This window comes from Plantibacter sp. MDV22-iso1 (assembly GCF_058408345.1).
Map to the genome: position 1 here is coordinate 295858 of NZ_JBZVDY010000003.1, position 11393 is coordinate 307250.

Genomic DNA, 11393 nt, shown 5'->3' on the forward strand with positions numbered 1-11393 from the left:
GTTGCTGATGGACACGGAACAGCGAGCCGGGGGCGAGATGGGCGATCAGGATCCGAACCCGTGGGCGACGCCGCAGGGGCCACAGCAGCCGGTGGCGCCGGAGCAGGCGACACCGCAGCCGTCCCCACCGCAGCAGGGGTATCCGCAGCAGCCCGGCTCTCCGCCGCTAGTCCCACAGGGAGCCCCACAGCAACCCGGCTATCCGCCGCAGCAGGGATACCCGCAGCAGCCCGGGTACCCGCCGCAGCAGGGATACCCGCAGCAGCCCGGGTATCCGGCGCAGGCGGCGTACCCACAGCCGGGATACGGCCAGCAGCCGTATCCGCAGCAGGTCCCGCCCCAGTACACCAAGCCGTACCCCCAGGCTCAGCAGCCCGGGTACGGGACCCCTCCCTCGGCTCCGACCGCCGCCTACGACGCGAATCCCTACGCGACCGGTGCGTCCTGGGCCCCGGGTCCCCAGCAGGGATGGGCACCACCGCCGAAGCCGGGGCTCATCCCGCTCCGGCCGCTGTCCTTCAGCGACCTGTTCGGCGCGCCCTTCCTCGTGCTGCGCCGCAACCCGAAGGCGACGTTCGGGAGCGCCCTGCTGCTGCAGGGTCTCACCGCCGTCCTCTCCCTCGTCATCGTCGGCGTCGTCACCTGGCTCTCGCTGAGCCGGCTGTCGCAGGCGGCCCCTGGCGAGGAGGACGCCATCAGCGCCGGGGCCATCACGGCCATCATCCTGTCCTTCCTCATCCCGGTGGCGGTCTCGATCGCCGGCAGCGCGATCCTGCAGGGCATCATCGCGCAAGAGGTCGCTCGCGGCACCCTCGGCGAGAAGCTGCCACTCGGCGTGCTCTGGCGACGCACGAAAGCGCGATTCCTGCCGCTCATCGGCTACACCTTCCTCCTGATCGGTGTCGTGACGGTGTTCATCGCCGTCGCCGTGGGCCTCGGATTCGTGCTGACCGGTCTCGGCGGGACCACGGGCGTGGTCCTGACGGTGGTCATGGGCATCGGCGCCCTGCTCGTCCTGATCGCCGCTTCCGTGTGGCTCGGGACGAAGTTCTCCCTCACACCGAGCATCATCGTCCTCGAGAACGGCAAGGTGTTCCCCTCGCTCGCTCGCTCCTGGCGCCTGACCGACGGCTACTTCTGGCGGACCTTCGGCGTCCAGTTCCTCGTCTCCTCGGTCGTCAGTGTCGCGTCGCAGGTCGTCGCGACCCCGATCAGCCTGCTCGCGAGTCTCGTCCCCGTGCTGTTCGTCGGGGTGGACTCGGAGGCGACCATGATCGTCGCCACCATCGCCGCGCAGGGCCTGTCATTGCTCGTCTCCGTCATCATCGGCGCGATCACGGTCGTCGTCATCAGTGCCACGTCGGCGGTCATCTATGTGGACCTGCGGATGCGCAAGGAGGGGCTCGACCTCGACCTCGCGCGGTTCGTCGAGGCACGCGCGGGCGGCCGCGAGACGGTCGACAACCCCTTCGACGCCGCCGCTGCCGGAGGCAAAGCGACCCGATGAGCCCGCTGTTCCTCGCGTCGCGCCTCGACGTCCCGCTCGTCCCGGATGCACCGGGCGCCCGGGACCTTTTGCAGCGTGAGCTGTCGAAGCCCGAGTACCAGACGGCGCAACCGTCGTTGTGGGACATCGTGTCGAAGGCGTTCTGGGACTGGGTGAACTCCCTCCGGGTGCCGGGTGAGGGCCCCTTCACGGGCCTGTTCCCGATCATCGCGATGACCGTGGTCGTCGTCGGGATCGTCATCGCGTTCATCGTGTGGGGCGTCCCCCGCCTCAACCGGCGGAGCGCCCGTCAGCTCGACCTCTTCGGCGAACGCGACGATCGGACCGCCGAGCGGTTGCGCCAGGACGCGAGGACCGCCGCCGCGGCCGGCGACTGGACCCTCGCGCTCCAGGAGCTGTATCGGGCGATCGCTCGCGGACTGTCCGAGCGGACGATCGTCGTGGTCACCCCCGGCACGACGGCGCACAGTTTCGCCGCCCGGGCGGCGGCCGCGTTCCCGCAGGACGGGCGCGCGCTCGCGGAGGCCGCGGACGTCTTCGACGCCGTCCGCTACCTCGAGGCGACGGGTACCGAGGCGCAGTACCGGGAGCTCGAAGCGCTCGACGCGCGGCTCTCCGTCGCCGCGCCGCAGCTCCTCGCCGACCCCGAGGAGCTGGTCCGGTGACGCTCACGGCGAAGCCCACGGGGCATGGGCAGCCCGAGCCCGACGTCGCCACACCACGGCTGCGGACCCGGCTGCGACGGAACCGGTTCTGGATCATCGCGGCGGTCTTCGCGGTCGGGATCGCCCTCGTGCTCATGTTCGCGACGCGAGGCGCGTCGATCGACGCGGCGCTGCTCAGTCCGGGCAACCAGACCCCGAACGGCGGACGCGCGCTCGCGCAGGTGCTCCGTCAGGAGGGCGTCACCGTGACGGAGACGACCACGCTCGATGCGACGCTCGAGGCGGTCGAGGACACCGACAGCACCGTCCTCCTGTTCGATCCCAGCGGGCTGCTCGAGGCCTCGCAGCTCGAGCGGTTGGGCGACGCCGACGCCGGACTCGTCGTCGTCACCCCCCGGGCCGCGGCGCTCCGCACCCTGTTCCCCGGCGTCTCGTTCGCGGGCAGCTCGGATGCCACCGACGTCCTCTCGTCCGACTGCGGCGACCCCACCGCCGAGCGGGCGGGGACGGTCACCGGTGGCTGGACGCTGTACACGACCACCGACGCCGACGCCGACGGCTGCTTCACGGCCGACAGCGGCGGGAGCGCGGTCGTGACGCAGGCGGACGGCGCACGGGTGCTCCTCGGCTCGGCCGACGCGCTGACGAACGACGTCGTCGACCGTGCGGGGAACGCCGCCCTCGCGCTCGGCCTGCTCGGCTCGACCGAGCAGTTGATCTGGTACCTGCCGAGCCTCGCCGACGTGCCCGTCACCGGCCCCCCGAGCCTCGACGCGCTGACGCCGAGCTGGGTCGCCGGGGTCACCGGCACCGTCGTCATCACGGCGATCCTGGCCATGTTCTGGCGCGGGCGCCGCTTCGGCCCGCTCGTCATCGAGGACCTGCCCGTCGCGGTCCGCGCGAGCGAGACGATGGAGGGGCGCGCACGCCTCTACCAGCGGTCCGGCAACCGTCAGCGGGCGCTGGACGCGCTGCGGATCGGTACCGTGTCCCGCCTCGCGGTCGCCGCAGGCCTCTCCCGCCACGCCTCGGTCGTCGAGGTCGCCGACACGGTCGCCGGACTCGCCGGACTCGACCCTCGGCACGTGCGGTCCGTCCTGCTCGACGCCGTACCGACGAGCGACGCCGAGCTCGTCTCCCTGTCCGATCACCTGCTCGATCTCGAAGCCGCCGTCGCGCGCGCCACGGACCTCACCGGAAGGAACCATCCATGACCGACGCCCCCGTGCCAGGATCCACCGCACCGAACCCGGACGACCTCCGGCGAGCACTCGCCCAGGTCCGCGTCGAGGTCGGCAAGGCCGTGGTGGGTCAGGACGCCGCCGTCACCGGGCTCGTCATCGCGCTCCTCGCCAAGGGCCACGCGCTCCTCGAGGGTGTGCCCGGCGTCGCGAAGACGCTGCTCGTCCGATCACTCAGCCACGCGCTCAGTCTGGACACGAAGCGTGTGCAGTTCACGCCCGACCTCATGCCCGGCGACGTCACGGGCTCCCTCGTCTACGACGCCAAGACCGGGGAGTTCGAGTTCCGCGAGGGCCCGGTGTTCACGAACATCCTGCTGGCCGACGAGATCAACCGCACACCCCCGAAGACCCAGTCCGCCCTGCTGGAGGCGATGGAGGAGCGCCAGGTCAGCGTCGACGGCCGTTCGCTCCCACTCCCGGACCCGTTCATCGTGGCCGCCACGCAGAACCCGATCGAGTACGAGGGCACCTACACGCTCCCCGAGGCGCAGCTCGACCGCTTCCTGCTGAAGCTCGTCCTCGACGTGCCCGAACGCGACGTCGAGGTGGAGGTGCTCCGACGGCATTCCGCCGGGTTCAGCCCACGCGACCTCACGGCTGCGGGCGTCCGCCCGGTCATGGGCGCGGCCGATCTGCGGGCGGCGCAGCTCGAGGTCGGACGCGTGGGTGCCAGCGCCGACGTCCTCGCCTACATCGTCGACCTCGCACGCGCCACGCGGCGCAGCCCGTCCGTCCGGCTCGGGGTCAGCCCGCGAGGGACGACCGCCCTCCTCGCCGCGGCGAAGGCCTGGGCCTGGCTGAGCGGCTACCAGTCGATCACCCCCGACCACGTGCAGACGATGGTCCTCCCGGTGTGGCGCCACCGCATGCAGCTGCGGCCCGAGGCCGAGCTCGAGGGTGTCTCGGTCGACGCGATCCTGCGTTCGATCATGCAGCAGGTGCAGGTGCCCATCTAGATGGCCGTCACCGGGAGGTTCGTCGCGCTCGTCGCGTTCGGCATCGTGCCGATCGTGGTGCTCGGCGTGCTCACGGGCGACGCAGCTCCGGCGTTCATCGCGTGGCTCGTGCTCGCCGCCGCGCTCGGAGCGCTCGACCTCGCGGTCGCCGGTTCGCCTCGTGACATCGTCCTGCAGCGGCAGCTGCCGTCCCGGGTCAGGCTCGGTGACTCGGCGACGAGCACCCTCTTCCTGACGAACCGCGGAGGTCGCCGCGTCCGGGCGCTGGTGCGCGACGCCTGGCAGCCATCGGCCGGCGCGCCCACCGAGCGGCTCCGCGTCGACCTCCCGCCCGGTGAGCGGCGGAGCCTCAGCCTGGTGCTCACCCCGTTCCGTCGGGGCGAGCGACGGGTGTCCCAGGTCACGGTGCGGTCGTTCGGTCCGCTCGGTCTCCTCGCTCGACAGGCGACGCTGAACAGCACCGGGCACCTCCGGGTCCTGCCGGCGTTCACTTCCCGGAAGCACCTCCCGAGCCGGATCGCACGCCTCCGCGAGCTCGACGGCGCGACGAGCGTCATGGTCCGCGGTCAGGGCACCGAGTTCGACTCCCTCCGCGAATACGTGCGAGGTGACGACGTGCGTTCGATCGACTGGCGTGCCACGGCACGACGCGGCGACGTCATGATCCGCACCTGGCGGCCCGAGCGTGACCGCCGGGTCGTCATCGTCACCGACACCGGCCGCACTTCGGCTGCCCGCATCGCCGATGAGCCGCGCATCGACACGGCGTTCGAAGCCGCGCTCCTGTTGGCCGCCCTCGCCACGAGAGCCGGGGACCGCATCGACTATCTCGCCTACGACCGGCGGGTGCGTGGTCGCGTCCAGGGCGCGACCGGTGCCGAACTCCTCTCGAGGATGGTCGACGCGATGGCGCTCGTCGACCCGGAACTCATCGAGACCGACTGGGACGCCGTCCCCGGCCAGGTCAGACAGATCACGAACCAGCGCGCCCTCGTCGTCCTGCAGACCTCGATCGACGCCCCCGGGGCCGCGCGCGGGCTCCTCGCCGTCCTCCCCCAGCTCACACAGCGCCACACGGTGGTCGTGACGAGCGTCGTCGACCCGGCGACCCTCGAGGCCACGCGCGACCGCGGCGACCGCGAGACCGTGTACCGCGCCGCTGCGGCCGAACGCGCCCTGCTCGACATCGAACGCGTGTCGGCGGCGATCAGACAGCTCGGGGCCGACGTCGTCACCGGTTCACCCGAGACCCTGCCTCCGGCGCTCGCCGACGCCTACATCGCGCTCAAGGCCTCCGGTCGACTCTGACCCGATCCGTCGCCGATCGACGGGGTCCCTCCGCGTGCCGGCGGGACCCGGGAGAACGGATCAGCGGCCCTTGCGCTTCTTGCGGCGTTCCCGGGCGAGCTCCTCCTGCTTGGCCTTCCGCGCGGCGAGCTGGGCGCCCCGGCTCGTCCCGGCGGCGGTGCCCTGGGTCGAGCCGGCCTTCGGCTTCTTCCGTCGTCTCGCGGCCTGCTGCGGTGCAGGAGCGGCGGCCTGCTCGGTCGGGGCGGACCGTCGCGAACTGTTGGCCGTGCGTCCGCGCACGATGCCGATGAACTCCTCCACGGCTTCGTCCTCGCGGTCCTGAGGCCACACCAGCACGACCGGGATGGATGGAAGATCGGCGATCGGACGGTACTCCACGTCCTTCCGCTGGTGCAGTCGCGCGACCGACTGCGGGACCACGACGATTCCGACCTCGGACGCGGCCAGCTCGACCGCGGCCTCCGGGTCGTCGGTCAACGGCGCCGCCGAGGCCTCGAACCCGAGCGCGGCGGCACGTTCGGCCCACTCGAGGACGAGCGGCGTCATGATCAGCTGCTCGTCGGCGAGCGCGGCCATCCCGACCGTGTCCTCGGCTCCGAGGGCAGCGCCCTTGGCGAAGACGACGACGGGGAGCTCCTCGAACAGGGCGATCGTGTTCAGCCCGTCATGGTCGATCGGGACCCGGGCGAGCACGACGTCCGCCGCACCGGAGGCCAGGACCGCTCGCTGCTCGTCGAGGTCCACCCGGATCAGGCGGAGTTCGTCGTCCGGACGGCGCTCGCTCCAGATGCGCGCCCACTTCCCCGGGTTCACGCCGCGTGCGTAGGCGACGGTCAGCGCCGGCGGAACGATCTCCGGCACCGTGTCGGCGCCGATCCCGTCGTCGCCGACCTCGATCCCGTCGACCTGGTCGTCCTGCCTGTCCATCGAAGCCTCCACTGCTCGGCTTGCCACACTACTGCAGCTCAGTCGACGGGTGATCCGGCCGGTTGGGCGAGGACACCGCAGCGAGGTACGCTGAGCGGATGGGTGCGAGCGAACAGATCATGAAACCGGCGACCGCGGCGAAGAAGCTCGGGGTCTACCTGCCGGCGACCCCGGCGTCGTTCCAGGAGGAGCCGATCACGCGGTCGGCGTTCCTCGAACTGCAGGCGAACCCGGCGGACTGGCTCGTCGAGCTCCGCAAGAACGGACCGCACCCGCGCGACGTCGTCGCCCGCAAGCTGGGCGTGTCGACCTCCGGTCTGGCTCGCGCCGAGATCACCGAGGCGTTGACCACCGAACAGATCCAGGAGCTGCTCCGCACGCTGCCCGCCTGGCTCGTGCAGGAGCGTGCCGTCCACGCCGAGGTGAACGCCGAGAACGCCCGGGTCAACGCCAGGAACGCCGAGCGCCGCGCACGATCCGAAGCCGGCGAGTAACCGTCAGCCGGCGACGATCCGCTTCGCGCCGGCCTCGAACGCAGCCAGGTCGCCGCGCTCACCCGAGCGGTACGCGCGACCGCCCCACCAGCACATGTAGGTCAGGAACGCGGCGAGCGCTCCCCCGCCGATGAGCATCTTGACCGCCCACGGCCACGGTGCCGGCGTCACGAAGCCCTCGACGAGCCCCGAGACGAAGAGCACGATCACCAGCCCGATGGCGATCGTGAACAGCGCTCGGCCCTCCTCGGCAAGCGCCTGGCCCCTCGTCCGTGGCCCTGGTGCCACCCAGGCCCAGAAGATGCGGAGACCCGCCGCTGCCGCGACGAACACCGCCGTGAGCTCGAGCATGCCGTGCGGGAGGATGTACTCGAAGAACACGTCGCCCTTGCCGTAGGCGAACATGACGCCCGCGGCCTGCCCGACCCCCTGGGCGTTGGTGACGATGATGTACGGGACCCAGACGCCGCTGATACCGAACGCCACGCATTGCGCTGCGATCCACGCGTTGTTGGTCCACACCTGGCCGGCGAAGCTCGCGGCCGGGTTGTCGGAGTAGTAGGCGACGAAGTCGTCCTCGACGTACTGCTTGAGCTGGGCGTCGGTACCGAGGTTCGCGAGGACCTGTGGGTTGCCGGCGATCCACACGGCGTACAGGGTCGCGATGACGACGGTCGCGACCGCTACCGCGAGGGTCACCCACCGGACCCGGTAGAGCGCGGCCGGCAGCGCCAGGACGAAGAACCGCGGGACACTCGACAACACGTTCGCACTGGCCCCGGTGAACCGGAGGCGTGCCCGCGACAGCGACACCGAGAGACGGTCGCCGACGAGCGTCGATCCGGCCGTCGTCTTGATCGCGGAGAGCTGGGTCGCCCCGGCTTGATAGCGGTCGATCAACTCATCGGCCTCAGGCCCGCTGAAGAACCGCTGCTTGCCGAGCGCGTCGAGGCGGTCCCATTCCTGGCGGTGGGCTGCGGAGTAGGCGTCGAGGTCCATCGCAGCCATGCTACGCGGTGGCGGCGCTCCATGGCCGGTCCCCCGCGCATCTGCTTGAATGGAGCACATGTCCGAACCGGCCAGGGTCCCGCTGCACGAGACGACGCTGGACGACGGCACCGAGCTCATCACCGGCGAGGCGGTCGCCCTCGACGTGCGGCCCACCGGATTCATCCTGCGCGCGGCGGGTGCCATCATCGACTACGTAGTGTCGATCCTCGTGTTCGTCGGCCTCATGCTCGCGATGTTCTCCTGGATCCTGTCGGGAGTCGCCATGGACACCGCGATGTTCACCGCCATCGTGCTCGGCCTGACGGTGCTCTGCCTCGTCGTCCTGCCGGCAGCGGTCGAGATCGCCACCCGCGGACGGTCGCTCGGCAGACTGGTCGTCGGTGCGCGGATCGTCCGAGACGACGGGGGTGCACCCGGCTTCCGGCACGCGTTCATCCGTGCGCTCACCGGGTACTTCGAGATCTACGCCACAGCTGGCGGCATCGCCGCACTCACCGGCCTGCTCAGTGCTCGCTCGAAGCGCCTGGGCGACGTGCTCGCCGGGACCTACAGCCAACGTGAGCGTCTGCCGCGGGTGGTGGAGCCCGTGGCGATGATCCCGCCGCAGCTCGCCGCCTGGGCCGGCGGTGCGGACGTCGCCCGACTGCCCGACCCGCTGGCGCGGCGCGTCACCCAGTTCCTCAAGCAGGCCGGCTCGCTCACCCCGGCCACGAGGACCCGATTGGCGGCCGAACTCGCGGCAGAGGTGTCCCGATTCGTGTCGCCCCTGCCGATCGCTCCGCCGGAGGCGTTCCTCGTCGGGGTCGCCGTCATCCGCCGGGAGCGCGAGTACCAGGCCCAGCTCGCGGCCCGTCAGCGACTGTCGCTCCTCCAGCCGGTGCTGAGCGGTCAGCCGCACCGGTTCCCCGACCGCTGAGGCGGGGAACCGGCGACACCGCCTAGTAGCGGTAGTGGTCGACCTTGTACGGGCCCTCGACCGGCACACCGATGTAGTCGGCCTGCTCGCCCGTGAGCGTCGTCAGCTGCACGCCGAGCGCGTCGAGGTGCAGGCGAGCGACCTTCTCGTCGAGGTGCTTCGGCAGCACGTACACGCCGATCGGGTACTCCTCGATCCGCGTCCAGAGCTCGAGCTGTGCGAGCACCTGGTTCGTGAAGGAGTTGCTCATCACGAACGAGGGGTGCCCCGTCGCGTTCCCGAGGTTCATGAGGCGTCCCTCGCTGAGCACGAGGACGCTGCGCCCCGTGGGGAGGCGCCACTCGTGGACCTGGGGCTTGATCTCGATCTTCTCGGCGCCCTCGAGCGCCTCGAGCGAGGCCATGTCGATCTCGTTGTCGAAGTGCCCGACGTTCGAGACGATCGCGAGGTGCTTGAGCGCGAGGATGTGGTCGAGGGTGACGACGTTGAAGTTGCCGGTGCACGTCACGATGATGTCGACCTGCTCGGCGACGCTCTCGAGGGTCGCGACCTGGAAGCCGTCCATCGACGCTTGGAGGGCGCAGATCGGGTCGACCTCGGAGACGATGACCCGAGCGCCCTGGCCGCGGAGGGCCTCGGCCGCGCCCTTCCCGACGTCGCCGTAGCCCGCGACGAAGACGACCTTGCCACCGATGAGCACGTCGGTCGCGCGGTTGAGGCCGTCCGGCAGCGAGTGCCGGATGCCGTACTTGTTGTCGAACTTGCTCTTCGTGACCGAGTCGTTCACGTTGATCGCGGGGAACAGCAGCTCACCCTGCTTCGCCAGCTCGTAGAGGCGGTGGACACCGGTGGTGGTCTCCTCGGTCACGCCGAGGATGTCGGCGGCGACCTTCGTCCAGCGGTCGCTGCTGCCGGCGAGCGAACGGCGGAGCACGTCGAGGACGATGCTGTACTCGTGGCTGTCGGCGTCGGTCGTGTCGGGGACCGCTCCAGCCAGCTCGAACCGACGGCCCTGGTGGACGAGCATGCTCGCGTCGCCACCGTCGTCGAGGATGAGGTTGGGGCCGGTCCACTCGGCTCCGGCCGTGGCCGCTTCGGTCGACCAGTCGAAGATCTGCTCGGTGCACCACCAGTACTCCTCGAGCGTCTCGCCCTTCCAGGCGAAGACCGGCACACCGGCCGGTGCCTCGACGGTCCCGTGCGGACCGACGGCGACAGCGGCCGCCGCCTCGTCCTGGGTCGAGAAGATGTTGCAGCTCGCCCAGCGCACCTGGGCGCCGAGCGCGACGAGTGTCTCGATGAGCACCGCGGTCTGCACCGTCATGTGCAGCGAACCGGCAATACGGGCGCCGGCGAGGGGCTGGCTCGCGCCGAACTCCTCGCGGAGGGCCATCAGGCCGGGCATCTCGTTCTCGGCGAGGCGGAGCTGGTGTCGGCCGGCCTCGGCGAGCGACAGGTCGGCCACCTTGTAGGGCAGGGTGGTCGTGGGGGCAGACGGTGCGGAAGAACTCATGACGCCATTCTCGCAGACCGTCACGCGTCGTGGACCTTCATGTCGGCCCCGAGATCGGCAAGGCGCGGTGGGATGCCGCTGGTCAGGAGCCGTAGCCGACGTCGCCGAGGACGCTGTGCTTCACGACGCTCCAGCCCTGCGGCACGCTCAGCCGTACGGCATGGATGGAGCAGAGGTCGTAGCTGTGTGGACTCTTCTCGATGCTCAGCGGCCCGAGGACGGCCATCGAGTCACGGTAGTCATAAGTCAGCGTCGCTACGGGCTCGCGCGAGCAGCCGACCTTCGAACACATCCTGTCCACCATTTGCCCCAGCGTAGCCCGGCGGCGCCGGCGGCACCGTCCGGCTCGCCGGTCGAGCGGGTCTGAACCGGGCCGCCGACGACACCTAGACTGGACGCATGGCGCAGGCTGACGAGGAGACGCGAGGCGCCCTCTCGCGCCGCCGATCACGGCACGGTCGCAACGGTCGTTCGAGCGTCGTCGGACCGGACGTGCCACCGATCGACACCCGGATCGACCAGTTCGACCTGACGGTCGCCACCACCGCCGACTACCTCCGCGGAGCCTGGCCCGCCGAACTCGCCGACGTCCGGTTCGAGGTCGGCGCGATGCCGGCGCAGAACTCCGGGACGGACGGCGTCGACCGTTGGTTCGTCGACCGAGCACGCCGACGGATCATCCTGTACCGGCTGCCCATCCAGCGGATGAGCAAGCTCCACCGGAACGACGAGCTGCATCAGCGCATGATGGTGGAGAGCTGCGTGTTCCGCGCCGTCGCCGAGCTCCTCGGCAAGGACCCCTGGGACCTCGGGCCGGAACGCTACCGGTTCCTCTGACCCGCGGCCGCCGCG

12 protein-coding genes are annotated in these 11393 nt (G+C 70.8%); 8 read left to right on the plus strand and 4 right to left on the minus strand.

Going from position 1 to position 11393, the window contains the following annotated elements; all coding sequences use genetic code 11:
- Window positions 1-7 precede the first annotated feature (7 nt).
- Genes AC4PMY_RS16230 through AC4PMY_RS16250 form a run of 5 tightly spaced genes read left to right on the plus strand, consistent with a single transcriptional unit; the run spans window position 8 to window position 5680 of the window.
- Window positions 8-1507 carry a DUF7847 domain-containing protein gene (locus AC4PMY_RS16230; protein ID WP_491623205.1) on the plus strand — a complete coding sequence of 500 codons (1500 nt, stop codon included), beginning with the start codon at window positions 8-10 and terminating at the stop codon, window positions 1505-1507.
- Window positions 1504-2172 (plus strand): DUF4129 domain-containing protein, encoded by a 669-nt coding sequence (locus tag AC4PMY_RS16235; protein WP_064295231.1) that lies wholly within the window; start codon window positions 1504-1506, stop codon window positions 2170-2172. Before AC4PMY_RS16230 ends, AC4PMY_RS16235 begins: the two co-directional genes overlap by 4 nt.
- Complete coding sequence (locus AC4PMY_RS16240; protein WP_139205506.1) at window positions 2169-3386, plus strand: DUF4350 domain-containing protein; 1218 nt, start codon at window positions 2169-2171, stop codon at window positions 3384-3386. Before AC4PMY_RS16235 ends, AC4PMY_RS16240 begins: the two co-directional genes overlap by 4 nt.
- Entirely contained in the window at window positions 3383-4372 is a 990-nt protein-coding gene (locus AC4PMY_RS16245) for an AAA family ATPase (protein ID WP_064295230.1), read from the plus strand. The genes AC4PMY_RS16240 and AC4PMY_RS16245 overlap by 4 nt, the downstream gene beginning before the upstream one ends.
- A complete protein-coding gene (locus AC4PMY_RS16250) occupies window positions 4373-5680 on the plus strand; it encodes a DUF58 domain-containing protein (protein WP_064295229.1) in 1308 nt (435 codons plus the stop codon). It abuts the gene before it with no gap.
- A gap of 60 nt (window positions 5681-5740) precedes the next feature.
- On the opposite strand, the gene AC4PMY_RS16255 is transcribed toward AC4PMY_RS16250, so the two are convergent.
- Window positions 5741-6607, minus strand: a complete 867-nt coding sequence (locus AC4PMY_RS16255) for a LysR family substrate-binding domain-containing protein (RefSeq protein WP_064295228.1) — start codon at window positions 6605-6607, stop codon at window positions 5741-5743.
- A gap of 98 nt (window positions 6608-6705) precedes the next feature.
- Between AC4PMY_RS16255 and AC4PMY_RS16260 the strand changes: the two genes are divergently transcribed.
- Window positions 6706-7101, plus strand: coding sequence for a DUF5997 family protein (locus AC4PMY_RS16260; RefSeq protein ID WP_056012681.1), 396 nt, complete (start codon window positions 6706-6708; stop codon window positions 7099-7101).
- A gap of 3 nt (window positions 7102-7104) precedes the next feature.
- Here the strand turns inward: AC4PMY_RS16260 and AC4PMY_RS16265 are convergent, their stop codons facing one another.
- Window positions 7105-8100: a stage II sporulation protein M gene (locus tag AC4PMY_RS16265; RefSeq protein WP_064295227.1), complete on the minus strand. Its 996-nt coding sequence runs from the start codon at window positions 8098-8100 to the stop codon at window positions 7105-7107.
- 67 nt (window positions 8101-8167) lie between these two features.
- Between AC4PMY_RS16265 and AC4PMY_RS16270 the strand changes: the two genes are divergently transcribed.
- A complete protein-coding gene (locus AC4PMY_RS16270) occupies window positions 8168-9028 on the plus strand; it encodes an RDD family protein (RefSeq protein ID WP_064295226.1) in 861 nt (286 codons plus the stop codon).
- Window positions 9029-9050: 22 nt separating this feature from the next.
- On the opposite strand, the gene ahcY is transcribed toward AC4PMY_RS16270, so the two are convergent.
- Complete coding sequence (gene ahcY / locus AC4PMY_RS16275; protein WP_064295225.1) at window positions 9051-10541, minus strand: adenosylhomocysteinase; 1491 nt, start codon at window positions 10539-10541, stop codon at window positions 9051-9053.
- A gap of 82 nt (window positions 10542-10623) precedes the next feature.
- Complete coding sequence (locus AC4PMY_RS16280; protein WP_064295224.1) at window positions 10624-10845, minus strand: DUF3499 family protein; 222 nt, start codon at window positions 10843-10845, stop codon at window positions 10624-10626.
- A 95-nt stretch (window positions 10846-10940) separates the two neighbouring features.
- Between AC4PMY_RS16280 and AC4PMY_RS16285 the strand changes: the two genes are divergently transcribed.
- Window positions 10941-11378 carry a metallopeptidase family protein gene (locus AC4PMY_RS16285; RefSeq protein WP_064295223.1) on the plus strand — a complete coding sequence of 146 codons (438 nt, stop codon included), beginning with the start codon at window positions 10941-10943 and terminating at the stop codon, window positions 11376-11378.
- Window positions 11379-11393 lie beyond the last annotated feature (15 nt).

Bases quoted from the DNA above. Each gene is read 5' to 3' on its own strand.
- AC4PMY_RS16230 (WP_491623205.1), top strand. From the start codon at position 8: ATGGACACGGAACAGCGAGCCGGGGGCGAGATGGGCGATCAGGATCCG.
- AC4PMY_RS16235 (WP_064295231.1), top strand. From the start codon at position 1,504: ATGAGCCCGCTGTTCCTCGCGTCGCGCCTCGACGTCCCGCTCGTCCCG.
- AC4PMY_RS16245 (WP_064295230.1), top strand. From the start codon at position 3,383: ATGACCGACGCCCCCGTGCCAGGATCCACCGCACCGAACCCGGACGAC.
- AC4PMY_RS16250 (WP_064295229.1), top strand. From the start codon at position 4,373: ATGGCCGTCACCGGGAGGTTCGTCGCGCTCGTCGCGTTCGGCATCGTG.
- AC4PMY_RS16255 (WP_064295228.1), bottom strand. From the start codon at position 6,607: ATGGACAGGCAGGACGACCAGGTCGACGGGATCGAGGTCGGCGACGAC.
- AC4PMY_RS16260 (WP_056012681.1), top strand. From the start codon at position 6,706: ATGGGTGCGAGCGAACAGATCATGAAACCGGCGACCGCGGCGAAGAAG.
- AC4PMY_RS16265 (WP_064295227.1), bottom strand. From the start codon at position 8,100: ATGGACCTCGACGCCTACTCCGCAGCCCACCGCCAGGAATGGGACCGC.
- AC4PMY_RS16270 (WP_064295226.1), top strand. From the start codon at position 8,168: ATGTCCGAACCGGCCAGGGTCCCGCTGCACGAGACGACGCTGGACGAC.
- ahcY (WP_064295225.1), bottom strand. From the start codon at position 10,541: ATGAGTTCTTCCGCACCGTCTGCCCCCACGACCACCCTGCCCTACAAG.
- AC4PMY_RS16280 (WP_064295224.1), bottom strand. From the start codon at position 10,845: ATGGTGGACAGGATGTGTTCGAAGGTCGGCTGCTCGCGCGAGCCCGTA.
- AC4PMY_RS16285 (WP_064295223.1), top strand. From the start codon at position 10,941: ATGGCGCAGGCTGACGAGGAGACGCGAGGCGCCCTCTCGCGCCGCCGA.